Source organism: Paenibacillus sp. NN59 (genome assembly GCF_057597225.1).
In genome coordinates this window covers 1688890-1715207 of sequence record NZ_CP199678.1, presented here as the reverse complement: position 1 = coordinate 1715207, position 26318 = coordinate 1688890, and the positions used below count along the sequence as shown (strand labels likewise).

At 47.4% G+C, this 26318-nt stretch carries 25 protein-coding genes and 1 riboswitch; of the genes, 4 read left to right on the top strand and 21 right to left on the bottom strand.

The window, feature by feature from the left end; genetic code table 11:
- Positions 1 to 369: 369 nt before the first annotated feature.
- Positions 370 to 486, bottom strand: a riboswitch (cobalamin riboswitch).
- Between the two features lie 190 nt (positions 487 to 676).
- From ACT89M_RS07475 to cobD, 4 genes are read right to left on the bottom strand one after another with little or no spacing between them, the layout of a single operon-like run.
- Entirely contained in the window at positions 677 to 1336 is a 660-nt protein-coding gene (locus tag ACT89M_RS07475) for a histidine phosphatase family protein (RefSeq protein WP_253496263.1), read from the bottom strand.
- Positions 1330 to 2307 carry an adenosylcobinamide-phosphate synthase CbiB gene (cbiB, locus tag ACT89M_RS07470; RefSeq protein WP_308722559.1) on the bottom strand — a complete coding sequence of 326 codons (978 nt, stop codon included), beginning with the start codon at positions 2305 to 2307 and terminating at the stop codon, positions 1330 to 1332. The genes ACT89M_RS07475 and cbiB overlap by 7 nt, the downstream gene beginning before the upstream one ends.
- 37 nt (positions 2308 to 2344) lie before the next feature.
- Complete coding sequence (locus ACT89M_RS07465) at positions 2345 to 3142, bottom strand: adenosylcobinamide amidohydrolase (protein WP_154982777.1); 798 nt, start codon at positions 3140 to 3142, stop codon at positions 2345 to 2347.
- On the bottom strand, positions 3139 to 4329 hold the full coding sequence (cobD, locus tag ACT89M_RS07460; protein ID WP_154982776.1) for a threonine-phosphate decarboxylase CobD: 1191 nt from the start codon (positions 4327 to 4329) through the stop codon (positions 3139 to 3141). Before cobD ends, ACT89M_RS07465 begins: the two co-directional genes overlap by 4 nt.
- Positions 4330 to 4592: 263 nt before the next feature.
- Between cobD and lplA the strand changes: the two genes are divergently transcribed.
- Positions 4593 to 5597 (top strand): lipoate--protein ligase, encoded by a 1005-nt coding sequence (gene lplA, locus ACT89M_RS07455; RefSeq protein WP_090918025.1) that lies wholly within the window; start codon positions 4593 to 4595, stop codon positions 5595 to 5597.
- Between the two features lie 368 nt (positions 5598 to 5965).
- A complete protein-coding gene (locus tag ACT89M_RS07450) occupies positions 5966 to 6769 on the top strand; it encodes a Cof-type HAD-IIB family hydrolase (RefSeq protein WP_154890909.1) in 804 nt (267 codons plus the stop codon).
- 318 nt (positions 6770 to 7087) lie between these two features.
- Here the strand turns inward: ACT89M_RS07450 and ACT89M_RS07445 are convergent, their stop codons facing one another.
- The gene (locus ACT89M_RS07445) at positions 7088 to 8011 is read right to left on the bottom strand and encodes a DMT family transporter (protein WP_154890908.1); all 924 of its coding nucleotides are present in this window, start codon (positions 8009 to 8011) and stop codon (positions 7088 to 7090) included.
- 120 nt (positions 8012 to 8131) lie between these two features.
- Between ACT89M_RS07445 and ACT89M_RS07440 the strand changes: the two genes are divergently transcribed.
- A complete protein-coding gene (locus tag ACT89M_RS07440) occupies positions 8132 to 9553 on the top strand; it encodes an aminotransferase-like domain-containing protein (protein ID WP_373323228.1) in 1422 nt (473 codons plus the stop codon).
- A gap of 468 nt (positions 9554 to 10021) precedes the next feature.
- Here the strand turns inward: ACT89M_RS07440 and ACT89M_RS07435 are convergent, their stop codons facing one another.
- The 11 genes from ACT89M_RS07435 to cysT form a co-directional block, all read right to left on the bottom strand.
- Positions 10022 to 10648: an ABC-2 transporter permease gene (locus ACT89M_RS07435; RefSeq protein ID WP_253496275.1), complete on the bottom strand. Its 627-nt coding sequence runs from the start codon at positions 10646 to 10648 to the stop codon at positions 10022 to 10024.
- Entirely contained in the window at positions 10641 to 11507 is an 867-nt protein-coding gene (locus ACT89M_RS07430) for an ABC transporter ATP-binding protein (protein ID WP_253496278.1), read from the bottom strand. The genes ACT89M_RS07435 and ACT89M_RS07430 overlap by 8 nt, the downstream gene beginning before the upstream one ends.
- Before the next feature lie 5 nt (positions 11508 to 11512).
- Positions 11513 to 11887 carry a GntR family transcriptional regulator gene (locus ACT89M_RS07425; protein ID WP_090918040.1) on the bottom strand — a complete coding sequence of 125 codons (375 nt, stop codon included), beginning with the start codon at positions 11885 to 11887 and terminating at the stop codon, positions 11513 to 11515.
- Between the two features lie 238 nt (positions 11888 to 12125).
- A complete protein-coding gene (gene clpP / locus ACT89M_RS07420; RefSeq protein ID WP_090918042.1) occupies positions 12126 to 12707 on the bottom strand; it encodes an ATP-dependent Clp endopeptidase proteolytic subunit ClpP in 582 nt (193 codons plus the stop codon).
- 18 nt (positions 12708 to 12725) lie between these two features.
- Complete coding sequence (locus tag ACT89M_RS07415) at positions 12726 to 13709, bottom strand: RNA polymerase sigma factor (protein ID WP_261764417.1); 984 nt, start codon at positions 13707 to 13709, stop codon at positions 12726 to 12728.
- 170 nt (positions 13710 to 13879) lie between these two features.
- Positions 13880 to 14674: an MBL fold metallo-hydrolase gene (locus tag ACT89M_RS07410; RefSeq protein ID WP_154890904.1), complete on the bottom strand. Its 795-nt coding sequence runs from the start codon at positions 14672 to 14674 to the stop codon at positions 13880 to 13882.
- 234 nt (positions 14675 to 14908) lie between these two features.
- Entirely contained in the window at positions 14909 to 15355 is a 447-nt protein-coding gene (locus ACT89M_RS07405; protein WP_154890903.1) for a hypothetical protein, read from the bottom strand.
- A gap of 334 nt (positions 15356 to 15689) precedes the next feature.
- Complete coding sequence (locus tag ACT89M_RS07400) at positions 15690 to 16757, bottom strand: sulfate ABC transporter substrate-binding protein (RefSeq protein ID WP_186809753.1); 1068 nt, start codon at positions 16755 to 16757, stop codon at positions 15690 to 15692.
- Positions 16758 to 16803: 46 nt separating this feature from the next.
- Positions 16804 to 17868, bottom strand: coding sequence for a sulfate/molybdate ABC transporter ATP-binding protein (locus ACT89M_RS07395; protein ID WP_154890902.1), 1065 nt, complete (start codon positions 17866 to 17868; stop codon positions 16804 to 16806).
- A 1-nt stretch (position 17869) separates the two neighbouring features.
- Positions 17870 to 18667, bottom strand: coding sequence for a sulfate ABC transporter permease subunit (locus ACT89M_RS07390; RefSeq protein ID WP_154890901.1), 798 nt, complete (start codon positions 18665 to 18667; stop codon positions 17870 to 17872).
- The gene (gene cysT / locus ACT89M_RS07385; protein ID WP_090918051.1) at positions 18664 to 19479 is read right to left on the bottom strand and encodes a sulfate ABC transporter permease subunit CysT; all 816 of its coding nucleotides are present in this window, start codon (positions 19477 to 19479) and stop codon (positions 18664 to 18666) included. The genes ACT89M_RS07390 and cysT overlap by 4 nt, the downstream gene beginning before the upstream one ends.
- A 422-nt stretch (positions 19480 to 19901) precedes the next feature.
- Here cysT and ACT89M_RS07380 point away from each other — a divergent pair, with 422 nt between their 5' ends.
- Positions 19902 to 20303 carry a secondary thiamine-phosphate synthase enzyme YjbQ gene (locus ACT89M_RS07380; RefSeq protein WP_154958489.1) on the top strand — a complete coding sequence of 134 codons (402 nt, stop codon included), beginning with the start codon at positions 19902 to 19904 and terminating at the stop codon, positions 20301 to 20303.
- Positions 20304 to 20484: 181 nt separating this feature from the next.
- On the opposite strand, the gene ACT89M_RS07375 is transcribed toward ACT89M_RS07380, so the two are convergent.
- From ACT89M_RS07375 to tkt, 5 genes are all read right to left on the bottom strand, one after another.
- A complete protein-coding gene (locus ACT89M_RS07375) occupies positions 20485 to 21087 on the bottom strand; it encodes a TetR/AcrR family transcriptional regulator (RefSeq protein WP_090918057.1) in 603 nt (200 codons plus the stop codon).
- Between the two features lie 5 nt (positions 21088 to 21092).
- Positions 21093 to 21725, bottom strand: a complete 633-nt coding sequence (locus tag ACT89M_RS07370; protein WP_090918449.1) for a YigZ family protein — start codon at positions 21723 to 21725, stop codon at positions 21093 to 21095.
- 168 nt (positions 21726 to 21893) lie between these two features.
- Positions 21894 to 23249, bottom strand: coding sequence for a glucose-6-phosphate isomerase (locus ACT89M_RS07365; RefSeq protein ID WP_090918059.1), 1356 nt, complete (start codon positions 23247 to 23249; stop codon positions 21894 to 21896).
- Positions 23250 to 23431: 182 nt separating this feature from the next.
- Positions 23432 to 23749 (bottom strand): pyrimidine/purine nucleoside phosphorylase, encoded by a 318-nt coding sequence (ppnP, locus tag ACT89M_RS07360; RefSeq protein WP_154890899.1) that lies wholly within the window; start codon positions 23747 to 23749, stop codon positions 23432 to 23434.
- A gap of 154 nt (positions 23750 to 23903) precedes the next feature.
- Positions 23904 to 25946 carry a transketolase gene (gene tkt / locus ACT89M_RS07355; RefSeq protein WP_154890898.1) on the bottom strand — a complete coding sequence of 681 codons (2043 nt, stop codon included), beginning with the start codon at positions 25944 to 25946 and terminating at the stop codon, positions 23904 to 23906.
- Positions 25947 to 26318 lie beyond the last annotated feature (372 nt).

Genomic DNA, 26318 nt, shown 5'->3' with positions numbered 1-26318 from the left:
TGAAAGGAAATGCAGACGTGTACACGTTTAACGGAGAGTGCAGAACCAATTTGGAGAAACGAAGTGTTCGCTTGAAAGCTTTCTGAAAGAAAGCTACATCGAAAGCATACGCTTATCACCGGATTTTTCCCTTTGAAAAGGAATCAAAAAATCTGGGGATAACAGCGATCGGAAAATGGTACTGCAATCGGAGTGGCCTCGTGTAACATAGTACTTTTCAACACATCGTGTACAACAAGAAAAATCCCTTATCCTTAAAACAAGGATCAGGGATGACGTCTCGCATACGGCAATCTGTACATGTAACAGCGGCTAGCTGTCCATGCGCACAGAATGGCCCGAAACGTTGTCCTTTCCTCGAAGGAACACCGGCTTGTACGTCCAGGGCTGGTAATCTGACTTACAGGATGGCTCCTGTTTCACAGTGGCGGGACCGTGCCGGATTTGCACCAGCTTCCCCATTTTACCCTTGTGCGCATGATAACTTGTCCTTGTTCTTCATGAACAACGGATTGGCACGCGGGACCCTTAGTCGCTAAAGATGGTTAATTCAGGTCAAACATAGTCGTAGTGCTCATCGCACGAATCACGTCAGTTCAGGCGTCTCAGCCCATCATACCCAATATGTCCGTCCGAGTCACACTTCTGTTGTGATTATAGGGTATATTGCAGCACCTTACAACCCGATGTACGGAAAATCCATTCGTCTGCCAAGCCAGTGATCCCCTTGCTTTTCAAGATCAACCTGAATAGCCTGTCCAGGGATGACATGTGTATCCCAAAACCCGACGCCATGGATGAGCCGGGACATCATATAACGGATGACACCGCCATGTGTCACAATAAGTGTCTTGTGTGAATTTTCGTGTGAATGCTCCGACCAAATCTGTTCGTACAGAAAAGAATCCACTCGTTCCGCAAAAGTCTGCCACGCTTCTCCTTCAGGCGGAGTTACCTTGTGTGGATCATCAATCCAGTCCCGGTACAAGAGATTATCCTTCAATTGCTCGTAATTCAGGCCTTCCCATTGTCCGAAATCATTCTCGCGCAGGCGCGAATCAAACTTCGCCTGTTCAATCAGCTGCGGTGCGATGTGTGCCAGCGTCTGGCGACAACGAAGCAGGTCACTGCAATACACCGTATCCCATGTAAGCTCGCGACACTGCTCGCGTAGCTGAGCCAGCTCTTCTTGTGCATCAGGCAACAGCCCCATGTCGGTATGCCCCAGATACTTTTTTTCCACATTCCACTGGGTTGTTCCATGACGGATCAATACGATGCTACGCTTGTACGGAGACTGTTTTGATCCAAGCTGTTCTAATTCTTTAATTACCACAATAGCGCACCTCCTGCTAACCACACACCCAAGGTTGCCAAGAAACAAAGGCCCACAAAAGCTCCCCCCGACCAAAACATCAGCCGCGTCGTTCGCACAATATCTTCCGACTCCATCGGCCGCGTAGCCTCGCCCATATAAGCTCTAAATGAAGCAACGCCGTGATACACGTTATGCCCGCCCAGCCGAATGCCTAGCGCTCCAGCGACTGCCGACTCGGGAAAACCGCTATTCGGGCTGGGATGTAACCTCGCATCCCGGGCAACCATACGCGCTGCGCCTTTGGCATCCAGTTTTAGCACCCATGCACCTACAATTAACAGCAGAGCGGTCACGCGAGCGGGAATCCAGTTAGCCCAGTCATCAAGCCGTGCGGAGGCCCACCCGAGATGCAGATATTTATCATTTTTATATCCAACCATGGAATCCAGCGTATTGACGGCACGGTAGGCCATAGCCAGCGGAGCACCACCAATAAGTGCATAGAATAGCGGCGACACAATGGCATCCACAATGTTTTCCGCAACGGTCTCCACCGTTCCCCGAACCACTTCCGGCTCATCCAGATGTGCCGTATCACGTCCCACAATCATACCGAGTGAACGCCTGGCTCCAGGCCAATCCTGCTCTTTCAGATGGCGGTACACTTCCATGCCTGCATCACGCAACCCTTTGGAAGCAATCGTTGTTGCAATCAGAATAATTTCGGCTGCAGCCGCAAAGATCGGATGAATCAGACCCAGCAGAAGGAGCAGACCCCATGTGACAGCAAAAGAACCTCCCGCAATCAAGATCGGGAACCAGATCCCCGCTTTTTTCAGCCCGTTATCTGTATGTACACGTGCCCGAATAACACGCTCCAGTGCCGAGATGCCTTTCCCCATGCCGATAACGGGATGCGGAATCCAGCGCGGATCTCCGATGCACCGGTCTAATATGTATGCAAGAATGATGATCCAAGCTCCAGACATGCCAATCCAGAACGTTGATGTCCATAGATGCTCCAATTCAAATGTCATTACTGTGTCCGTTCCTTTCTTTCCATTGCAATCCGGCCTGAAGGCTTTCTGTCACCGTGTCATATACCAGTCTGCCGATAACCGCTCCCAATGCAGTAGCCGTGCCCGCATATGAGTGAAGCGGCTGGCTATCATCTGCAGAAATCTGACGTACAGCAAATACAATGGCATCAGTTGTTGTACCTGTGGCAGGAAGTCCGTTCTCCGAATCGGCAATACCTGCATCGGCAAGGGCAGCGGCCTTGGCCTCCACGGCCGTCTGAACCGCATTAACCATCGCTCCAGGGGTCATCTGTCCGTTGAACCACAGCATGATATTAATCGTACCAGGGATATATGGAATTCTGTTTTGTTTTTTCCCACGGACATCAAACACGGTTCTATCGGAACCTGCTCGTGCTGCATTGGATACGCCTGCAGTCGTACAGCACAACAGTCCAAAATCCGAACTCGTATACTCCTGAATAGAGGTATGCTCCAATCTGACCGCAGTTAACAATCCGGCACACTGATCGGCTTGCTCTTGCCATTCATACAGCGCCTCTGCGATATCACGGGGTGGATCATCACATCGGTAGTGTTTGTCCACATAGATGTTAAAGACGCGGTTTAATTCAAGCATCCCGCCGCCATATACAGCGCTGGAAAGTGCGAGAGCAGGTTGTGGGCTCTGAGCTTTAACATGCCGTTCATGGGCAGCGATGTACAGACCCGGCCAGGAAGAGGACACGTAGATATTCTCGTCTCTATTTCCATCTGTAAAATAGTTATAAAACGGGAGTGTCACAACCGCTTCCCTCCCTTTATTTTTTCAAAATGTTGCGTATGCCCCTGCTGAATCCCCTGATCGACAGATGCCATATCCACGTCCTGATCCCCGCTTTGTTCAAGCACACTTCCGAGCACGTCAAGCAACCTGTCGTTGGCTTCAGCACCTTTGACCGCAAAACGTACATGTCCTGCCTCAAGCCCCGGATACATGGCACAGCTACGAATCAGAATACCCCGCCGCCCCAAAGCTTCCTGCATAGAAGCTGCCGTCCAAGGCTCTGGCACACGCACCAAAATGAAATTGGCTTCACCAGACGTTACGCTACACCCATACGACTCCAGTGCCTGGATTAAACGTGTCCGTTCAATCGTAATCTGCGATATCGTGTCCAGCTCGAACCGTTCCCCGCTACGCAGACAGGCTTCTCCTGCAATAAGAGCCAGTCCGTTGACACTCCAGGTGACTTGTTTCTCCGTCATCGCCTGTATGTACTTCGAATGACCTATAGCATATCCGAGACGCAAGCCCGGAATCGCATAAAACTTCGTCATCGAACGGATGATGATCACATGCGGATATTGATTCAGATCAGGAGCAAGTGACTGTCGCAGAGCCGGTGGAATAAAATCGATAAACGCTTCATCAATAACGAGCACGGTACCCGTCTTTTCGGCTTTCCGTGCTAACCTATGCAGTGTCTCCACCGGATATTGTACACCGTTTGGGTTGTTTGGCTGTCCAAGAAAGAGCAGGTCTACCTTTTCCATCAACTGTTCGATATGTTCAGCTGGCGCTTTCCAATTCAGCTCTTCAAGGCCTTCTGTATGCAAAGAATCCGCACCGAATTGCCGTGCCAAAGCGCGATATTCCGAGAAACCCGGTTCCACTGTTCCAACCTTGCGCGGAGCAAGTGCCAGCAGGATCAATGCCATACTTTCAGCCGCACCATTCCCTACGGAAATTTGCTCTTGTGTTACTCCCAAACGTTCACCCAGAAGCGCTTTGAATCCCCGATGGCCCGGGTCAGGGTAACGAAGCACCGAATGCAGACCTTGCTGTAATGCTTCCAAAACCTCTTTGGGAGGGCCTAAAGGGTTGATATTAGCGCTATAATCCAGAAAATCCGCTGCATTGCCTCCAAACCTCGAAGCTGCGGTCTCCACATCTCCACCATGTCCGAACACTTCGATATAACTGGTCATTCTTCCGTCATCCTCTCTGTATCTTCTTTTTATTATGAATGGCGTACGTGGGATGGGTCAATCCTGTATTCCTTCTCCATTCATCTGGTTGTCATGAGTCGGGCCCAAATCCGCCTTTATCTACTTGTTTTCTTTGTGTCCCAACGACAATTCGTTTACAATAGAAGAGGAATTTCAGAAACTTCAGTTTTCTGATTCTTTTGTACGAGTATCACTACATAAGGGGCTACGCGCCTCTCACATACATTAATGGAGGAATGACCATGCTGTTTGTAGATAACCAGGGCATTACAGATCCTTCTGTAAACCTCGCGATTGAGGAGTACATTTTGAAACATCTGCCGATGGAGGATGACAGCTACCTGTTGTTTTACATCAACCGTCCGTCAATCATCATTGGCAAACACCAAAATACGATTGAAGAGATTAATATCGAATACGTTCAGGATAACGGTGTGCAGGTGGTACGTCGTCTTTCCGGGGGCGGGGCGGTGTATCACGATCTGGGCAACCTGAACTTCAGTTTTATTACCGCGGATGACGGTCAGTCCTTCCATAACTTCCGCAAATTCACCCAGCCTGTAGTTGAAGCGCTGCACGAACTTGGCGTCAATGCCGAGTTGACTGGGCGCAATGATCTGCAAGTCGGCGAAAAGAAAATTTCGGGCAACGCCCAATTCGCTACCCGCGGACGCATGTTCAGTCACGGCACGCTGATGTTTGATCTGAATCTGGAGCACGTTCAGGCATCTCTGAACGTCAATCCCGAGAAATTCAAATCCAAGAGCACCAAGTCGGTACGCAGCCGCGTTGCCAACATTCGTGATCTGATTGACACCAATCTGACGATTGAAGAGTTCCGTGATGAGTTGCTTCGTCACATTTTCCGCATGGAGCCGCAGGACGTTCCTCAGTACAAGCTGACCGAGAAGGACTGGGATAAGATTAAAGAAATCTCGGCGGAGCGTTATAACAATTGGGACTGGAACTATGGTCTGTCACCGGAAAGCAATGTGAAGCATACCCGCAAATTCCCGGTGGGCATCATCGATCTGCGCATGAACATCAAGGATGGGCGTATCGAAGATATTAAAATCTTCGGCGATTTCTTCGGTGTTGGCGATGTAGCGGATATCGAGGACATGTTACGCGGCAAGCGTTATGACGAGACTGAAGTGCGTTCAGCCCTGGAAGGTCTGGATGTGAAGCATTACTTCGGCAACCTGGAGCTGGAAGACTTTATCGGTCTTGTTTTCCTGGAAGAGTAAATAAAGAAGGAAATACGACATTTAGATGGGTACAGGTTGTTTGAACGAATTTTCGATGACACATCTAACGGAAAAGGCAGAACTATTCGTTTACAAAATAACGGAGAAGACAGAAAAAACCTGGAGAAGTGAAGCGTTCACCTAAAAGCTTTCTGCAAGAAAGCTACATCGGAAGCATATGCTTATCACCGGATTTTCTCCCTTCTAAAAGGGATTCAAAAAATCTGGGGATAACAGCGATCGGAAGGTTATTCTGTCTTCGGAGTGTTCGTGTAAATCATCGGTGGTTCTGCGTTTGGAGTGACTCGTGTAATCTATTTATTTCGTTCAATGAAATAGACACAGATAAAAAAGGAGAGAAACATCATATGACTTACAAACTCATTGCCATCGACATCGATGACACCCTGATTAACGACAACAAGGAAGTTACGCCCGCTACGCAAACGGCTTTGGAGCAAGCGGTAACACACGGAGTAGTAGTAACCCTCGCAACAGGACGCGCTTACGCTTCCGCACAGGCACTTGCACGCCAAACCAAGCTGAACGTCCCGATCATTACGTATCAGGGGGCTTTGGTGAAAAACCTGCTGGATGAAAAAGTGCTCTACGAGCGCTATGTACCGCAAGAAGCTTCCCGCAAACTGTTTGATTATTGCCTCGAGAAAAATCTGCACCTGCAAACGTATATTGATGACAAACTCTATGCTCGTGAGGAAAATCAGAAACTGCTCGATTATGCCAAACTAAACGGCACGCAATATTACATCGAGTCTGACTTCATCAAAGTCATTGAACAACCAACACCAAAACTGCTCATTATTGATGAGCCGGATTATTTGGACCAAGTCGCTGTAGAGCTTCGTGAACTGCTGGGATCTGAAGTGCACATCACCAAATCCAAGCCGTATTTCCTGGAAATTATGCATAAAGAAGGTACTAAAGGCCACGCACTGACGTTCCTGGCTGACCATTTCGGTCACGAGCTTAGTGAGTGCATCGCCATCGGTGACTCCTGGAACGATCACGAGATGTTGGAAGTCGCCGGTCTTGGTGTAGCGATGGGCAATGCCATCCCTGCGTTGAAAGAATTAGCAGACTACATTACGGCGAGCAACAACGAAGACGGTGTTAAAGAGGTTATCGAGAAGTTTGTACTGAACGCGGAATAAACCAAAGTTCTTATAAAAAACAGCCCGGATACCACAATAATTTGTGGTTCCGGGCTTTCTTGTTTCTAGTTTTATTTTTTATTTTTGGCCAGCAATACTGCAGTTAAAAAAGAAATCTGTAACGACACAGTAATCCCAACCGAGACCATGATATTCGTTGAATCGGATATATGAACGAAAAATAAAACAAGAATAAATACCAGGATAGAAAGAACCACACTGGTTACGAAATTCAGGAAGACTTTTCTCATCATTTCACACGACTCCTCAAAGTAAGAACTCTTACTATCATACTATAGAAGAGATTCATCCGGTATTCTAGGAGCCTTGCACAATCACCTTCGTACGTCTCCCTTTCTTCAACCAGCTACTCACCTTCTCATTCATGGTTAACAGCCCCGAGATAACCAAAACGACACCGACCCATGTCACCCAGCTGACATGCTCTCCGTACACGATCGCACCGAGCCCAACGGCAATTGGTGGCGATATGTATAACCAGGTTGCCGGGAACAACGGATTAGTGCGTGACATAATCCAATAGAACAGACTGTGCCCGACCATTGAACCGATGACCGTCAGATAGATCACAGACGACACGGCCGGTAGCACATCCAGTGCCGACATATTCCAGGATTCCGTCAGTGCAGAGAGGATAAATAACAGCACACCGCCATACATCATCTGCACCGCATTAATGGCAACAGGATTCATCTCACTGAATTGATGAATGACTTTTTTGGAATATAACGTACCTGCGGAATAACAGACTTCCCCCACCAGTACCGCGATGCATCCCCACAAAAATAAAGAACCTGCACCAAGCGATACGCCTGGCAAAACGACTAGTACAACGCCTGTAAATCCGATCAGGCAGCCAACCACCATGCGGGCAGAGGTTTTCTGCCGCAATAATGCCGTTTGCATGAGCATAATCATCAGCGGTCCTGTTGCCGATAGAATAGCTCCTACACCGGAACTGACATGTTGCTCCGCCCAATATAACGTAGCAAAGGTCGCAAATGTTAGACCTGCACCTGTAATCAGCATTTCTTTGCGGAATAACAGGGACAAGTTCACTTTCCCCTTCATCCACATCCATGTAAACATTAAAGCTCCCGCAATCACAAACCGCAGTCCAGCAGATAGAAAAGGCGGCATGCCTGCCTCCACACCAATTTTAATCGCCAGAAACGTTGTTCCAAAAACGAGACACATTACGGTAAATGCAATCCCTACCATGTTAACCACTCCTTTATCTGTTCTCCATCATAGCTCATAGTCTATAGAACAGAATGAACAAAATAGAACAGTTATCTCTCATTAACTGTTACAATGGAGATCAAAAGGAGCGTGGGTCGGGTGAGCAGAACGGTAATGATGGCAGACAACAGCATGAAACGGTACGAGCAAGTTATCCACTATCTCATGGTACGGATTGAGGCTGGGGAGTGGGTTGAACAGGAAAAACTGCCTTCGGTACGAAGCTTGTCCGAACTGCTCGGCGTGCACCGGCTAACGGTTTTCAAAGCGTATCAGGAGTTAAAACAACGTGGGATCGTCTATGTTAGAGACAAATCTGGTTATTACGTCAGTCCAGCCAAACCACTATCCGATACAGATCAGGGAGATGATCCCTCCGTGTCGGCCTGGCTCTATTGGGACACACTTGACCGGGTCCAATCACTGGAAGCGGAATATCAGTTTTCCAAATCATTAATCGATCCTGCACTACTACCCAACCGATATTGGGGCGAATTGATGCGTGATCTGTTAGATCAATATCCTCGTCTACTCGGTACGTACTCAACGATCCAAGGCGATCTAGAGCTTCGTACCAGTCTGGCCAGCCATTTGACGGCAAAAGAACGCTTCTACCTGTCCTCTGACGAAGTACTGATTACATCCGGTGCTCAACAGGCGATTGATGTCATCTCCCGTGCACTGGTCAAGCCCGGAGATCGGGTACTGATTGAGCGACCAACTTACGGCCCTGCCATGGAAATTTTCCGCAAACAGGGTGCACGGCTTGTTTTTACCGATATCCATCCCGAAGGGTATGATCTGGAGCAGATTGAGCATCTGATGAAAACAGAGAAGCCACGCCTCTTTTATATGACACCGACGTTCCAAAACCCAACAGGCATCAGTATATCTGTAGAGCAACGCAAACAGTTACCTGAACTGGCTGAACAATATGGCTGTTTCCTGGTGGAGGATGACAGCACATACGATATCTATTTTAAAGAAAAACCGCCTGCGCCAATCTTCACTTATGATACTTCTGGACATACACTGTACATCCGCAGCTACAGCAAATATGTTGTTCCGGGTCTGCGAATCGCAGCCATTATGTGCCGTTCACATCTCATGGCAGGACTCCAGGCGATTAAAGCCCTGACAGATAACGGATCACCACTACTGAATCAGAAGCTGTTTCTTCGTTATTTCCAGTCGGATCGTATGCACCAGCATCTGTCCAAACTTCGAACTGCGCTTCAACTTCGAATGGAAGTGATGGAGCAGTGTCTGCTGGAGACAGACTGGACATGGACACGCCCCGAGGGCGGTCTGAACATCTGGGCCGAGCTTCCCGAGGGGATCGACACAGGCAGGTTGTTACACCAAAGCATGGAGCACTCCATTGCTTTTGTGCCTGGCACCGTGTTTGATCCCTCACACGCATCAGGTAGCCGTAAACTCCGTCTCTCCTTCTCCTACGCCCGTGAACAGCAGATTCGGGAAGGCATGGACAGACTGATCACCTTGGCGGCGAGAAGTTAAAAAGATACTTCGTTTTGAATCGATGACTAGAGCTTAAGAGCATTCGACGAAGGCTCTCCGGAATCCAGGCGGGTTCAGGGTGTTTGAAGAGTGGATTGAGCGTGGATTGAACCTCGCCAAGTCTTAGAAGTGTGCAGAATTCTGAATGTACCCACTGACAGTGGGTCAACGAAAGCTCAGAGAGTCAACGAAAATGGGAAAGGTGTCCAAGGCTTAGGTCAGACCACTTTTTGTCTATAATCAAAACGGCTGTTTCCTCTGTGGGCACATCGATGTCCACTTCATGCCAACGCTAACGATCACCAGTGACCTTATTTCAATGGAAACATGTGATTTTCACCCATTTTCCATCGAAATAACTAACATAGCACCTCCTGAGATCGTTACATTCTTAAATCACCTGAAATGGAGCAAATAGGCTCATCTGTGATCGTTAGCGCCCGCTTCGAGTCCCTAAAGTCAATCCGCTCACAGATCTTTTCTCTCAAATAGCCGGATCGTGACGACATACGATACAAGAAACAGAGCCACTATGGCTACGGCAATCCCCGAGATAATCGGTGTTGTAATCAGCCCTTCTTTACCCACCACATTAAGAATAAAGGCAGTCGGTTGTGCAAGAACAATTAAACAAACGAAGAAAACCGTATTGATAATCCCTGCTCCCTTTTTACTAAGTGCATAGAAAAGTGGCATATAAATTGATACCAGTATTAATACCAACCCCATAGAAATAAGGATATCCAACAGGGAATATTGTGGTTTGTTGAGTTCAGGATAGTTCAGGTTAACAATTTTGTGAATGCCGTAGGACACAAGCACTCCAAACAGGGAATAGAGAATGGAAGACAGGTACTTCGCTTGCACGATCTGTTTGCGACTGACCGGAAGCGTAACTAAAAAGTTATGATTATGATTTTTGATGTCCACCATCGTTGCTAGCATAATCGAGCCAAAAGCCGTATAAATCCCTACGAGATACATGGACATTTCCATCTTCGGGATAAACGCCCAGCTGAAAATCACCACATACAGAGCAATAATCCACAACGAACTTCTCAGTGCAATAAAGTCTTTGCGAAGCAGATTAAGCATGTTGACGTCCCCCTTTTGCCGTGAAATAAATCAAGTCTTCCAGCGCGGGCCTATGCAAAAGAGCCTCACTGCCGAACATACGCTGTGCCTCCGCTTTGTTGTCCGATAACGCTTCAAAACCAATCGATGTTTCACGTATGCCCACGAATTGACGCCGGGTATCGGCATCCAGCAGATCCAAATCCCCTTTCACTATAGTGTAGCGCTCAAGCACATCGTCCTTGGCCTCATTAAAAATCAGCTTGCCTTGATTAACAAAAGCGATATAGTCCGCGATCCGCTCCAGATCCGTCGTAATATGTGTCGAGAAAATGATGGATTTGGCCTCGTCCTGTATCATGCCGGCCAGTAGATCAAGCAGCTCTCTCCGAAAAACCGGGTCAAGACCGGATGTTGGTTCATCCATGACAAGCAGATCGGCATCATGAGACAAGGCAACCGCAAGCGAGAATTTGATCTTCATGCCTTTGGATAAATCCTGGATTTTCTTTTTTGGAGACAATTCGAATTGTTCCAAATAACTCTTGAATACGGCATGGTCCCAGCGACTGTAAAAAGGAGCGATTAACCTTGACATCTCCCTGATGGTCAAATGTTCATAATAAAAGCATTCATCGGACACAATACCGAGCCGCTGCTTGACAGCCACATCACCGCTCGGATTCTCACTGCCCAGCGTTCGCAATGTCCCCTGATCTGGATGGATGAGTCCGGTAATCATTCGGATTAATGTACTTTTTCCGGCTCCGTTTGGGCCAATGAGCCCTGTGATAAATCCCTGTTTCACATCCGTGGATATGTTATCCACCTTAAATAACGGATACTCTTTCGTAACATTCCGCAATTCTATCGCATTCATCTTGCCTATTCCTCCTCTAACAGCAAAGTAAGATGATGAATCAAATCCTGTGCGCTCATGCCCAGTTCCTTGCTCTCCTGAATAACCTCAAGCATCTTCGCTTCTAACTGTTTCATACGTCTCTCCCGGATAAAATCCTGATTTGCGCCGGATACAAAACTTCCCTTGCCAACCACGGAATCAATCAGTTGCTCTTTTTCCAGTTCTTCATATACACGTTTCGTCGTAATGACGCTGACTTGCAAATCCTTCGCAAGTTGACGGATGGAAGGCAGGTGATCTCCTGCTGCCAGTTCCCCGTTCAGAATGCTCTGCCGAATCTGGGATAAAATCTGGATATAGATGGGATCGCTTGATGCATTGGATATCCGTATATTCATGTTCGTTCCTTCACCTCATTGCCATTGTTTCATATAAATAACCAGGCATAGTGTATATATATAATATACACAATATACCTGGTTAAGGTCAACCTATTTTTATCCATTTTTCTTCTCTCCATCAGAAAATACAAAAAAAAGAACGACAGTCCGCTGTCGTCCAAATCTTTACATTCGTTGTTTCGATTATATTTGTTTTCTGTTCCACTCGCTTCTTCAGTTTCATTTACGGTGACACTTACGCACCTGTAACAACCTTATCTACCAATCCATATTCCACGGCTTCAGTTGCCGTCAGGAAATAATCTCGGTCCGAGTCTTTTTCAATGCGTTCCAGCGGCTGGCCTGTATGGTCTGCAAGTAACTGATTCAGACGCTGGCGGTGCTGGATAATCCGGTTTGCATGTATCAGCATATCGGATGCCTGCCCGCGTGTACCTCCATGCGGCTGATGAATCATAATCTCGCTGTTCGGTAACGCCATTCGTTTCCCCTTGGTGCCGCCCACCAGCAAAATCGTACCAAAACTCGCCGCCATACCGGTACAGATCGTCGAAATATCCGGCTTCACAAACTGCATCGTATCATAAATCGAGAAACCCGCTGTCACAGATCCCCCCGGACTATTGATATACATTTGAATATCCTTATCCGGGTCTTCTGCACTCAAAAACAACAATTGAGCCACGATAGCATTGGCCATCTGATCCTCAATCTCTCCCGACACCATAATGATGCGGTCTTTCAACAAGCGTGAATAAATATCATAACTCCGCTCGCCGCGAGCGGTCTGTTCTACTACGTAAGGTACAACGTTCATATATGTCGCCTCCTTATATTAGGCAGCCATGATGACCGTATATCCACCTCCATAAGGCATCGAAATCGTGCTCGAAGTGGCATAACCGTACATCAATGGCTGCATCGCTTGAGACGGCAGAGTCTGCTGCAAAATCGTACCCGCTACAGCCATCGGATCGTCCGTGCGATTCAGGCACAGATCAATTAGACGTGCGGTATCCCCTTGGCGGAAAGCCATCAGATAACTGCGGAGCTGCTCTTGCTCCAGATCAGCGGGCTCTTCCATCGTCGCCTGTTCCAATGCAGCATCCATCCCTGCTTCCTCGAATTTATGCCTGATCTTACTTAAAGCTGTGCGGGCACGGTTTAATGCTGCTTTTACGGCACCTTCGGTTGTACGCAGCATCTCGGCAGTCTCTGCCGCCTTATATCCCATGATTTCACGTAAAATATAGATTGCTCGTTGCCATGGTGGCAAGGTGTGAACTAACAGCTGCACCGCAGTCTCCAGCTCTTCAAATGATTCTTCTTCCGTACATTCGGACATCACAGGTTTCATCTCCGCGAGAATAGATCGAAGCTTCTCCTGCTTACGAATTCCATCAATCCATGTATTGCGTGCAATCCGAATCAGATAAGCTTCCCAATTAAAAGACGCGTCTGATCTTTCGGAAGCTTGCACCACCTCTGACGATAATCCCTTGAGACAGGTTTCCTGTACGAGATCCTCTGTCTCTGTCACTGATTTGGTCAATGACAAGCAATATGCATAGAGTGAAGCCATTAGGTCAGGCAATATATCGTGCAACATGGGATGCGAAATACGTTTCCCATCAGCATCCTTTGTACAATCCATATCATATCTCTGATTCGTTGTAGTAATCTGATTTATTGGACTAGCTTGATTCATTTGATTGGTAATTCCGCCATCTCCAACATGATCCGTCTTGTAATTACGCGTGTTGCTCCATTCATGCTCAAGTCTGTTGACTTCGCAATCTGCGGACTTCACAAAGGCCATCTCGGGGGCCCCCCTTTGTTTGTTCCTGATTAAGTGTTTCATTATGTAAACGAAGAACCTCCTGAAAAGGATACGCTCTTCTGAATTTATTTTTTACAACAAAATCTATTCCTCAATCTCAAATTCTCCAATTTCAATGCCGAATCCTGATTTCACATCGACATCGAATCTTAGCCCAGCGTCACCGTCATGCCTGTTCGTGCTATGGTAATGCCCTGATCCAGTTTATAGTCCTGCCTTACATCTACATCATGGGACATATGTGTAAAATAAGTGTATCCCGGCTTCAGCTCTCGCAAAAGCTCCTGCGCCTCCTGCATATCGTACACCGAACGCGTTGAAAACTCCGCCAGCTCATGCACAAAACTTGTGCCCAATACCAGTAGATCCAGTCCATACAACAGTTCCTTCTCGTCTTCCTTCAAATCTATAGCATCCGAACAGTAAGCCCAAGCATACCCCCTACGTTCCAATCGATAAGCGTACGAAAATCCATTGTGTCCGTGACACACTTTCCAGGAGCGAATCGTCCATCCACCGAGTTCAATCCCGTTATCCGTTTCCATAAAATCCATGTGACGAGCGAGCCACGGAAATTGTCCCTGTATCGTAACGATTACCTCACGCGGGGCATACAGCTTACCCTTCACGCCTAGCCAGCGGCACGCATCCGCCCATTCCGGCAGGCCGCCAATATGATCAAAATGCGCATGTGTAATCAGCAACGTATGCACCATACGCATTCCCTGATCTTCCATCTGAGAACGCCAGTCCGGCCCGCAGTCGATCATAAACATCCCGTCTTCAGGCTGATCTTCCACGTGACTACCATCATGAATCATGATCGATGAACGTTTTCGTCGATTTTCTCCTGTCTGCCTCGCCTCTGCACATACCTCACAACTACAATACACCCTTGGGACACCCATGGCGTCGCCTGTGCCCAGAAATGTGAGCTGATTCATTCCGCATTCCCCTCTCGCTCCCTGAAGCCGATTCAGCTCAGATGTGATGTCTCTTCCTTCGTAATCAACAAAGTTGTGCCACAAATATTTTATGTAAATTGTAATCCCCTACCTCCGCTTTTGCAAAAAAAAGACTCCCCCACTCACAGCTCATCACAGCTGGCCGGGAAAGTCTGTCGTCTGACCGGGCTGGAGAAACCCAGCCTCAGACATGATGATTCCATATGCGTCCGCTCACACCAGCGCACGCAGTTTCAACGTCAGTTCACGGCCAGCAGGAACCTCTAAGGCATCCGTGATGACCCAGTTCCATGCCAGACGTTGCTCTAGCACCTCAGCCTGTTCTGCAGTCAACTGCAAACCGGTGATGATGCCCTCACCCACCGTGAAATCCTTCTCTGCTTGCAGATTAAATGCTTTTTCCAGCCAGATGCCCAGGCCGCCACGTGTATTAAACGTAATTCGATACCCGTTCCGTACAGCCCCTTCCAAGTTCTCACCATGCTCGTCCGCATAGGAGAAAAACGTATCGTACCGATAATGCTCTTCGGATACGCTATCAAATGCCGCTACATCCTTGGCTTGAATCGCTTTTAATATATCCGCTTCTGGCATGCCCTTGCCGCGGGCCTGCTCCAGCCGAATCGCTGTGCTTTGGGACAATTTGATCTCTGTACTCATTACGGTCACACCTCTCTGCAATTACGATTATGCCAACATGTGTATTAGTATACTTCCTATTATAACCTTTTCGTAGTAAAAAACCTCCATCTCGGCATGCCGTAAAATGAAGGTTCACATTCCTGTATAAGTTGAATTAATCTCTCTTACACGGAACACTCCGATGACAGAATAACCTTCCAATCGCTGTTATCCCCAGATTTTTTTAGATTCCCTTTTCCAAAGGGGAAAATCCGGTGATAAAGGCGAGCGCTACGCTTTTCCAGGTTTTTTCTGTCCTCTCCGTTATTGTGTAAATAAATAGTTCAACTTATATAGTTCATTGTTCAATGGGCTACAGTCCTGCCAGCACCTGATACCATACGCCGCGTTTGGAATACAGTGTCTTCCGCACCTCATCCCATCCACCCAGATAGTTGATATCAAACAGTCCCGCTGGTGTCGGGAACGATTCTTTCGTCTCGGCAAATACGTCCGGGTCTACCGAGCGGAAGCCGTGTTTCGCAAAAATACGCTGCGCTTCAGGTGTCCGCAAGTATGCGATAAAGGCTTCCGCCAGCTCCCGATTGCCATGTTTGTCAGCGTATTTATCCACCACCACTGCAGGATTTTCAATGAGTATCGTATTTTTCGGCACCACGATATCATAGTCTACACCCTTTGCGATTCGAGCGAGCAATTCATTCTCGTATGTTACGATGACGTCCCCTACACCGTATTCAAATGCCGCCATCGAGGAACGGCCACTCTTGTCAAGGGATTCAACGTTCTGGTGCACCTCTTCCAGAAATGCTTTGGCTGCGGCAGGGTCTTTCTTGCCCTCTTTCTCCTCCGACAGCTTCAATCCTGCACCGTAAATAGCATTAATATCCCACTGTGCACCGCCGGATGTTTTCGGGTTAGGATACAACACCTTCACGCCAGGCTTGGTTAAATCCTGAAAATCTTTAATCCCCAGTGGATTGCCTGCTCGTGTACCTAAAACAACAATCGAACGGGTAATCATGCCCTCATTCGGAGTTTGTTTCCAATCCGTAGTGACCAGCTTGGCCTTCACCAGTTTATCGATGTCACTTTCCATCGCCAGCAAGGCTACATCCGCTTCGAACCCGCCGACGATCGCTCTAGCTTGAGTTCCTGAGGCTTCATAAGACTCTTGAAAATTAATACTCTGTCCCGTTTTGGCTTTCCATTCTGCCTGGAACTTGGGCAACAGTTCACCTACCGCATCCTTCGCTACGCTATATGCACCAATAACCAGTGTGTTCGAAGAATCCCCACTCGAAACCCCGGCTGGCTGCCCTGGCTCCTGCTTGCTACATCCGGCAGTCACACAGACGAGCACAAGCATCAGGATCACGTATAAAGGTATAAATTTCTTATTGTTTTGGCTCGTCTGCATGGCCGCTCCTTCTTTCATTTCTGCTTTATTCTTAACATAACAGGCTCTAGATCATGACAGGCATCGGATCTTCTTTCAGTCGGTTCTCAACAACCCAGCTCTCCGAGTCGTTGAACAAATAGGCGCGGTGCACAAGCACACGAATCGTTTGCCCGATCTCCAGTGTCGTTTTCTCCAATGAGCGATAGGTGATGAGCTTATGTCCCTCCACCTCAACTTCAACCATCCATTCACTACCGCGGAAGTGAAGATGTTTCACAATCCCTTTTTCCGTTGCAGACAACATCGTGAACTCGTTTTTGAGTCCAATCTCGATATACTCCGGTCTGATCAGTGCGCGCGTATTGCCACCATGCACAGCATGTTCGAAACCTTTCAGCTGAGAGGCATCCTCCACCACCGTAGACTCCCCAATAAAAGTCGCCACGAATGGGGTCTGCGGATTTTTATAAATATCCCAAGGGGTACCCTTTTGCTCCAAACGACCTTGGCTGATAATCATAATCTCATCTGCTACTTCAATGGCTTCATCCTGATCGTGAGTAACAAAGATGGACGTGATGCCTACCCGCTCGATCAACTCACGCAGCCATGAACGAAGCTCTTGACGGATCTTTGCATCAATGGCTGCAAACGGTTCGTCCAGAAGCAGTAACTGTGGCTCAGGCGCAAGCGCTCTGGCAAAGGCCACACGTTGACGCTGTCCACCTGACAACTGGTGCGGATAACGCTGTTCGAAACCTTTCAGCCCAGTCAGCTCAACGAGTTCCATCACGCGATCACGAATCTGGGCTTTGGGTGTCTTTTTCACCTTGAGACCAAACGCAATATTATCAAAAACACTCATATGTTTGAACAACGCATAGTTCTGAAATACAAATCCAATGCCTCGCTCTTGAGGCGGCAGATGATTCACGACTTTTCCGTGGAAGCGGATCTCGCCCGACCCTGGGCTTTCAAGCCCTGCGAGCATACGCAGAATCGACGTTTTCCCGCCTCCGCTGGGGCCGAGCAAACCGATCAGATGTCCTTTGGCAATATCGAACGAGACATCTTTTACCGCATGAAAATCACCAAAGTGTTTGTTCAGATCACGAACTTCTACATGCATCTTAATGCACTTCCTTTCGCTTCTTGGCCCATTCCATCAGGAGCAGCAGTCCTACGGAGAAGGTTACCAGCACCAATGCCACACCGTTTGCGGCTGACACGTTGAAATTCTCTACATCCTGATACACCAGTGTTGTTGCTGTCTGCGTTTTATTCATAATGTTACCGGATACGACCAATACCGCCCCGAATTCTCCCAGTGAACGCGCTACCGTCAGAACTAGACCATAGACCACTGCCCAGCGGATGGAAGGCCAGGTAACACTCCAAAACGTTCTCCAGCCATAGGCTCCAAGTGTGGAAGCCGCCTCTTCCTGCTGCGAACCTAGCTCTTGCAGGACGGGCATAACTTCCCTTACCATCAACGGGAACGTAACGAACAACGTGGCAATAACCATCCCTGGAAAAGCGTACACCACATTAAATCCGATGCCCTCAAAAAATCCTCCCATGATGCTGTTTGGTCCAAGCAACAAAACAATCATCAAACCGCCAATAACCGGCGATACCGCATAAGGTAAATCGACAATGCTGTTAAGCAGTCCTTTCACCCGTTCACTCAGCCATCCTGCGCGGACCAGATAAATCGCCATCATGATGCCAAACAGTGTATTTAACAGGGTAACCACCAGAACGACCAACCCTGTCATCATCAGTGCGTGAAGCGCCTCAGGACGCATAATACCTTTAACAAAGCCGCCTGCACCATCCTCAAACGCGCCAATCAGAATCCGTCCGAGAGGAATGATCAACAGCAATGTGAACACTACAAACGTAAGTCCGATTAAGAGTCTTCTCATCTTCTTCTCCCCCGCATCTGTACGAGATTGATCAGCCAGAGGATCAGGAAGGAGAGTGTTAGAAGCAATACGGATACTGCGGCCGCTCCTGTCGGGTTATCACTTTCAATCTCACCATAGATAAAAACAGAAGCGGTTAGTGTTCTGCCCGGAATATTACCGGCAACCAGTACAACTGCGCCAAATTCAGCAAGCGCCCTGGAAAAAGCCAACATTCCGCCGCTAATCATGCCAGGAGCCATAGATGGAAGAATGACCTGCATGAATGTACGTGCCTTGGAAGCACCCATCGTGTACGAAGCCTCTTCCTCGGAAGGATCGATCTCTTCCAGCAAAGGCTGCACTGCCCGGATGACAAAAGGAAAGGTAACAAAGGTCATCGCAATTACAATTGCAGGCTGATGAAATACAATTTCAAACCCCATGGATTCAGCCAGTTTCCCGACAGCACTGATCGGGCCGAGCAACAGCATAATCATCAGACCGCCTACAGCTGTCGGCAACGCAAAAGGCAAATCGACGAGACTGTTAAGAAAGGATCTGCCAACGAATCGATATCTGGTTAACACCCAGGCAATCATGGTTCCTAAGACCACATTAATTATAGCGGCGACCACGGCCAGACGTACCGTTAATAGCACCGCCTTCCATGCGATCGGGTCCATGATGCTCTCAGCAAAATTGCTCCATCCTTCAGAAAAGGAATTGGCGTACACACCGATGATTGGAAGTACAATGAGCACGATGAAATATAACAATACGGTACTGCGAAAACCCCAAGTCCATCCCTTGTGACGAAGAACGGTGTTCATTACTGTGTTCCCTCCCAGCCTCCGGCTTTAACTCCGGTCGGCAGTCTACCTGACTTCATACGACATTTTCCTGAGTTGGATAAGTTTACTTTATTATTATTCCCATTAGTCTACTTGGTTTTTGCTTATCTGATACTTTACCAGTTTGCAGTGCTGATCGTCAATGCTTTTATTCGAACTATTTGATGCCTCGAATACACAAATTTCCCCATTTTTAATAAACGATTTCAGTACATTACATTGGCGAAATTCCGTTCAATGTAATCAAACATTTGTGTAGCCTTCATCCTTGTATACATCCTTTTATAAATCGTTTATTTCTACCTGTAGAATCAATGAGTTTTGTTGATCTTCAGGTGGTTAAGTTACTATCTGAGGAGTTAAAATTGAGGAGAGCCATTACAACGACAAGGAGGAAAGACATGTTATACACACAAAATATATCAACATTTGCAAGAGATGAAATGAAGGATATCACACGGGAAGTCAAACAAGTTGTGCAAAGCAGCGGCGTGCAGAATGGCACCGTACTCATTTATTGTCCACATACAACAGCTGGCATTGCTATTAATGAAAATGCCGACCCCGATGTTAAACATGATGTCTTGTTACGTCTCGATGAGGTGTACCCATGGGAGCACCCACAGTATCGTCATGCCGAGGGCAATACGGCCTCTCACCTCAAATCAATAACTACGGGTCCATCACAGACTGTCATCCTTCATGAAGGCAGACTGCTTCTCGGACGTTGGCAAGGGATCTATTTTTGCGAATTTGATGGACCGCGTAACCGGGAGTATTTTATCAAAATTATGGAAGGTTAAGTTCCATCTCAAAAAACACAAACACAAACACAAACAGGCGCTCCACCCTGTACCGGGGTTAGGAACGCCTGTCTTCATCTTCAGCGTATGAAAATAATATCTTTCGCATGATAACGTAATAAAGAGTTAATGTTATGATCAATCACCGCCTTGAAGTGTAGGGGCAGGCATAAGCGGCAAATTATTGCACGCCAGGCTGCTGACCCAAGTTACGGCACAATACTTTCACATGAGACAACGCAGAGGATTCGATCTCAGCAAACGTTAAACGGTCTTGAATATGATACGATATGAATCCGTGCATAGCCAGAAACAAAGTACGCGGCACATGCTGAATATCTTCTTCGGCACAGCCCTCTTCCTTCATATACTGCCGAATAATCGACGCAAACAGTTCGAAACAACGTCCTTGCTCCGTACGACAATAGGACAATAACTCCTCGTCCCGAATCATAAACATAATCTCGTATTGATACGGATTTTCCAGACCAAATCGAATAAACTCCATCAAAATATGCTCCACTTTGTTCACGCCGCCTGCAACCGGCCTGACCATGGCTTGCAACAGTAGATGTCCCAGATGGTTGAAATCCTCTACCACGATCGCATAGAACAATTCTGCTTTTTCCTTAAAATGATAATACAGCGACCCATGACTATAGCCAAGATGCTGGCCGATGCTTCGCATCGAAATGGCGCGGTATCCTTTGGTAATAAAAAGATGCCTCGCCGCCTCCAGTATCCGCTCCCTCGACAACTCCTGTTCGACTGCTCTTCTAGCCATATATTTTATTCCCCTTCAATAAAATAAAGCCGCTGTCCCTCCGTGATCCGGGATTGCCCTTGCGTCAAATCCGTGATCCAGGCGATAAATGCCTCGGTTTCACTATCCGGCGGAAGACACGTTAACGTAACTTTATCGGTGAAAGCCGTTTCACCTGTACGCACTTCCCGGCCCCTTAACTCATTTTCCACTTTCCCAAGCCACGTATAATCCAGTTCGACAAATACTTCTCGATGCAACACTTTGGTAATGGCTTCACCTGCTTCAATCGCTGCCACAGCACCATCTGTATACGCACGAATAAGTCCACCAGCGCCAAGCATGATTCCCCCGAAGTATCTTGTAACAACAATCGCTACATTCTTTAATTGCTGATTCTTGATCACCTCAAGAATAGGTTTACCCGCTGTACCACTCGGCTCCCCGTCATCGGACTGCTTCTGAATCTCATCCCGCTCGCCAATCATGTACGCCGAGCAGTTATGTGTCGCATTCCAATGCTTTTTCTTGATATCATCAATAAAAGCAATAGCTTCTTCCTCAGTTGAGACCGGCATAATATGACCGATAAACCGTGATTTCTTGATCACAATTTCCAGTTGTCCCGATCCTCGAACCGTTCGATAACGTTCAATCATTTCCAATCCAACTTTCCTTAAATCATCCATTTTACAAGAAAGCAGTTCCCCGCATATTGCGGATGAACTGCCTTGGTTAATGACACCCGGGAAACGATACCCTGCAAAAGCTCGCATTCCCGGATGGACTTAACAATCTTTATTTAACTATATGAGCGAAGCCATGAATTATTCAGAAAGTCTCGCTTCGAGCGCTGCTTTCTCTTCTTCAAAGCCTGGTTTGCCCAGCAATGCGAACATATTTTTCTTGTATGCTTCCACGCCCGGTTGGTCAAATGGATTCACACCCAGCAAATATCCGCTGATGCCACATGCTTTTTCAAAGAAGTATACCAGATATCCGAAGGAATATGGAGTCATATCTGGAATGTTCACAATCAGATTTGGAACTTGGCCATCTGTATGTGCGAGCAACGTTCCTTGGAATGCTTTTTTGTTGACGAAATCCATCGTTTTTCCTTCCAGGAAGTTCAAACCGTCCAGATCGTCCGCATCAGCTTCAATGGAAATGTGTTCGGATACTTCTGCGACTTGAATAACGGTTTCGAAGATGTTCCGGCTACCTTCCTGAATGAATTGACCCATAGAGTGCAAGTCTGTGGAGAAATCTACGGATGCAGGATAGATCCCCTTGTAGTCTTTACCTTCGCTTTCACCAAAGAGCTGTTTCCACCACTCGGATACGAAGTGCAAGGAAGGCTCGTAGTTCACCAGAATCTCTGTTCCTTTGCCTTTACGATACAATGCGTTACGAACAGCAGCATATTGATAGGCTTCGTTCTCCGCTACATTCGGATTGCTGTACTCTTTGGAAGCATCAGCTGCACCTTGCATCATTTCTTCGATGTTGATCCCTGCTGTTGCGATTGGCAACAAACCTACTGCTGTGAGTACGGAATAACGTCCACCTACATCATCCGGGATGATGAAAGATTCATAACCTTCTTCATTCGCCAGCTTTTTGAGTGCTCCGCGCTCTTTATCTGTTGTTGCGTAGATACGTTTGCGAGCTTCCTCTTTCCCGTATTTTTTCTCCAGAGCTGCACGGAAGATACGGAATGCAATCGCTGGTTCAGTTGTTGTACCCGATTTAGAGATAACGTTCACGGAGAAGTCTTTACCTTCTACCAGATCCAGCAAGTGTGTCACATACGTAGAGCTGATGTTGTTACCTGCAAAATAAATCTCAGGAGTTTTGCGTTTGTCTTTCGGCAAGTTGTTGTAGAAGGAATGTGTCAGCATTTCGATCGCTGCGCGTGCTCCCAGGTATGATCCACCGATACCGATCACGATCAGCACTTCGGAATCGCTTTGGATTTTAGCAGCCGCTTTTTGGATGCGGGCAAATTCTTCTTTGTCATATGCTGTCGGAAGGTCGATCCAACCGAGATAGTCGGAACCTGTTCCTGTACCATTATGAAGTTGCTCGTGAGCCAAGCGGATCGGTTCAGCGAAATAGTCTACTTCGTGCTGGTTTACAAATTGCAAAGCTGTACTATAGTCAAATGTCACTTTTTTTGCCATGATCTCAAAAACCTCCTGATATCGGTATATTATTTCCGTTTTCCATGTTAAACAACTTGTCCTAAGGATACTTCAAATCCAACTTGCTGACAAGCTTATGCACGAACTTGGCTGTTAACATTCAAGAAGCAAAAAGGGCAAATCGAATCCGCAACAATGCGGTTCGAGTTCCCCTTCTTGTGTTATTCCGCCGGGTACGAGCAGACGTAGTCGGTAACGCTGCGTATCTCCAGTTTGAATTTGGATTCAGCAGGCACGTGGAATGTAGCTTGGCCTTGAATCTCTTGCCACTCTTCTTCACCAGGAAGCAATACTCTCAGATCGCCGGACAGAATCTCCATAATTTCGCGGGAATCTGTGCCGAACTCATAGTTACCTGGAAGCATGATACCTAGCGTCACTTTGCTGCCATCCCCCAAAATAACCGTTCTACTGGTTACCTGGCCATCATAATATATGTTGGCCTTTTTCACTACACTGACTTGATCCAATTGTGACATGCGTACCCGCTCCCCTGAAGTTAATGAAAACAAAAGGCAACACAGATCAGGGCAGCCATGCCGCCCTTGACTCTGCGGAAATAACAACTGTCATGAGCCAGAAGCGCCGGAAGACGTTCGGCCCATGACAGACTGTTGAAGTATAAAGTTTTAATTACAGCAATGCTTTTACGCGGCTAACTACGTTATCCACAGTAAAACCATACTCCTGGATTACACGGTCGCCAGGCGCGGAAGCACCGAATGTGCTGATTCCGAGAATGTCACCTTGATCTCCAACATATTTTTCCCAGCCCATTGGATAAGCCATTTCGATCGCCAGACGAGCCTTAACATCTGGAAGAAGAACGGACTCTTTGTAAGCTTTGTCTTGTTTCTCGAACAGATCCCAGCTAGGCATGCTGATTACGCGAACTTGAATCCCTTGCTCAGCAAGTGCAGCTTGAGCTTTAACAGCGAGCTGTACTTCAGAACCTGTCGCGATGATTTGTGCTACCGCTTTACCGTCTTTAGCATCGGACACCACATAAGCACCACGTTTAACGTTCTCACGTGCACCTTCTACAGTACCTTCGAGGATCGGCAAGTTTTGACGAGTCAGTACCAAGGCAACCGGGTTGCTCTTGTTCTCCAGCGCGTAAGCCCAAGCTGCAGAAGTTTCGTTACCGTCAGCTGGACGAATTACCGTCAGGTTCGGGATGATACGCAGGGAAGCCAATTGCTCGATCGGCTCGTGCGTAGGACCATCTTCACCAACAGCGATACTGTCGTGAGTCAGAACATACGTTACTGGCAGGCTCATCAGTGCAGCCAGACGAACAGCCGGACGCAGGTAGTCGGTAAATACGAAGAACGTACCGCCGAATACTTTCACGCCGCTGTGCAGTGCCATACCGTTCATCGCACCAGCCATACCGAATTCACGGATACCGAAGTAGATGTTACGGCCTGAATAGTCTTCCGGAGTGAAGTTTGCCAGGTTGTTCAAGTGCGTCATTGTGGAGCTTTCCAAGTCAGCAGAACCACCTGTCAGATGAGGCACATTGTGTGCAAGACCGTTCAGAGCGTTACCGGAAGCTACACGCGTAGACAATGCTTTGTCTGTTGCCGCATATTTCGGCAGATCACGATCCCAGCCTTCTGGAAGATCACCGTTAATTGCTGTTTCGAACTGAGCAGCCAGTTCAGGGTATGCTTTTTTGTACTCAGCAAATTGTGCGTCCCATGCTTTGTTTGCAGCAATACCTTTTTCTTTTACTTGAGCAAAGTGATCGCGAACTTCAGCTGGTACGTGGAAGTTTTCTTCATATACCCATTTATAATATTCTTTAGTCAGTTTAGCTTCTTCTGCACCCAGTGGAGATCCGTGAGTACCGCCGTGGCCGCCTTTACCCTGCTTGTTCGGGCTACCGTAACCGATAACGGTTTTCACTTCGATCAATGTAGGACGTGCTGTGTCTGCTTGACCTTCTTTGATTGCTTTTTCAATTGCGGGCAGATCGTTACCGTCTTCAACACGCAGCACTTGCCAGCCATACGCATCAAAACGTTTAGCGATGCTTTCGGAAGAAGACAGATCAAGTTTACCATCCAGCGTAATGTCGTTGGAATCGAACAACATGATCAGTTTACCAAGGCCCAGACGTCCAGCCAGGGAAGCAGATTCATGAGATACGCCTTCCATCAGGTCGCCATCACCGCAGATTGCATATGTGTAGTGATCAACAACGTTAAATTGATCTTTGTTATAAGTTGCGCCCAGTTGAGCTTCAGCCATAGCCATACCAACTGCCATTGCAATACCTTGACCCAGTGGTCCGGTAGTTGCATCAACACCAGCTGTATGTCCAAATTCCGGGTGACCCGGAGTTTTGCTTCCCCATTGACGGAATTGTTTCAATTCTTCCATAGGAAGATCGTAGCCGCTCAGGTGCAGCAAGCTGTACAGCAACATGGAGCCATGTCCTGCGGACAGCACAAAGCGGTCCCGGTTAATCCAAGTCGGGTGGTCCGGGTTATGAGTCATCGTTTTTGCAAAAAGCTGGTACCCCATCGGAGCGGAGCCCATCGGCATACCCGGGTGTCCGGAATTTGCCTTCTCAATTGCATCAATCGCCAAAGTACGTACGGTTGTAATCGACAGATTGTCGATTGTGGTGTTCTCGTCCTTTTGAATCGCTTCGTTCTTGTCAGTCATGGTTTGTCCTCCTCATGTCTTTAGATAAGTCGGGTGCGCAAGCGAGTCCCTCTCATCATACAAGCAAACCGCATAAACAATAAGTGAATCCGCTTGAATGTTTCATTTTGACTTATTCACTTTTGTATTGTATCACTTGCCGTGAAGCTTTTCCATAACCTTCTTTTAGAAAGTTACGGAAAAATTCGGCTGATTCTCGCTAAACCTTGTTAATCCATCGGATGAAGTATAACCTTTAAGCTGAAAACCATACACTTTTTAGAGATTAACGTGAAATTTGCATCTTCTAGTCTGTATCTCTCGATTCGAGAGCAAGGTGAACGGTTTATTTTTCAGATAGCTAGGTATGCTTCATTCCAAGGAGGGCTTGTA

Bases quoted from the DNA above. Each gene is read 5' to 3' on its own strand.
- clpP (WP_090918042.1), bottom strand. From the start codon at position 12,707: ATGAACGTTGTACCTTACGTAGTAGAACAGACCGCTCGCGGCGAGCGG.
- ACT89M_RS07400 (WP_186809753.1), bottom strand. From the start codon at position 16,757: ATGCAGACGAGCCAAAACAATAAGAAATTTATACCTTTATACGTGATC.
- ACT89M_RS07425 (WP_090918040.1), bottom strand. From the start codon at position 11,887: ATGAATATACGGATATCCAATGCATCAAGCGATCCCATCTATATCCAG.
- ACT89M_RS07410 (WP_154890904.1), bottom strand. From the start codon at position 14,674: ATGAATCAGCTCACATTTCTGGGCACAGGCGACGCCATGGGTGTCCCA.
- cobD (WP_154982776.1), bottom strand. From the start codon at position 4,329: ATGACCAGTTATATCGAAGTGTTCGGACATGGTGGAGATGTGGAGACC.
- ACT89M_RS07370 (WP_090918449.1), bottom strand. From the start codon at position 21,725: ATGATTGAACGTTATCGAACGGTTCGAGGATCGGGACAACTGGAAATT.
- ACT89M_RS07415 (WP_261764417.1), bottom strand. From the start codon at position 13,709: ATGGCCTTTGTGAAGTCCGCAGATTGCGAAGTCAACAGACTTGAGCAT.
- ACT89M_RS07390 (WP_154890901.1), bottom strand. From the start codon at position 18,667: ATGAGAAGACTCTTAATCGGACTTACGTTTGTAGTGTTCACATTGCTG.
- cysT (WP_090918051.1), bottom strand. From the start codon at position 19,479: ATGAACACCGTTCTTCGTCACAAGGGATGGACTTGGGGTTTTCGCAGT.
- ACT89M_RS07405 (WP_154890903.1), bottom strand. From the start codon at position 15,355: ATGAGTACAGAGATCAAATTGTCCCAAAGCACAGCGATTCGGCTGGAG.
- cbiB (WP_308722559.1), bottom strand. From the start codon at position 2,307: ATGTCTGGAGCTTGGATCATCATTCTTGCATACATATTAGACCGGTGC.
- tkt (WP_154890898.1), bottom strand. From the start codon at position 25,946: ATGACTGACAAGAACGAAGCGATTCAAAAGGACGAGAACACCACAATC.
- ACT89M_RS07430 (WP_253496278.1), bottom strand. From the start codon at position 11,507: ATGAATGCGATAGAATTGCGGAATGTTACGAAAGAGTATCCGTTATTT.
- ACT89M_RS07435 (WP_253496275.1), bottom strand. From the start codon at position 10,648: ATGCTTAATCTGCTTCGCAAAGACTTTATTGCACTGAGAAGTTCGTTG.
- ACT89M_RS07380 (WP_154958489.1), top strand. From the start codon at position 19,902: ATGTTATACACACAAAATATATCAACATTTGCAAGAGATGAAATGAAG.
- lplA (WP_090918025.1), top strand. From the start codon at position 4,593: ATGCTGTTTGTAGATAACCAGGGCATTACAGATCCTTCTGTAAACCTC.
- ACT89M_RS07450 (WP_154890909.1), top strand. From the start codon at position 5,966: ATGACTTACAAACTCATTGCCATCGACATCGATGACACCCTGATTAAC.
- ACT89M_RS07395 (WP_154890902.1), bottom strand. From the start codon at position 17,868: ATGCATGTAGAAGTTCGTGATCTGAACAAACACTTTGGTGATTTTCAT.
- ppnP (WP_154890899.1), bottom strand. From the start codon at position 23,749: ATGTCACAATTGGATCAAGTCAGTGTAGTGAAAAAGGCCAACATATAT.
- ACT89M_RS07375 (WP_090918057.1), bottom strand. From the start codon at position 21,087: ATGGCTAGAAGAGCAGTCGAACAGGAGTTGTCGAGGGAGCGGATACTG.
- ACT89M_RS07365 (WP_090918059.1), bottom strand. From the start codon at position 23,249: ATGGCAAAAAAAGTGACATTTGACTATAGTACAGCTTTGCAATTTGTA.
- ACT89M_RS07445 (WP_154890908.1), bottom strand. From the start codon at position 8,011: ATGGTAGGGATTGCATTTACCGTAATGTGTCTCGTTTTTGGAACAACG.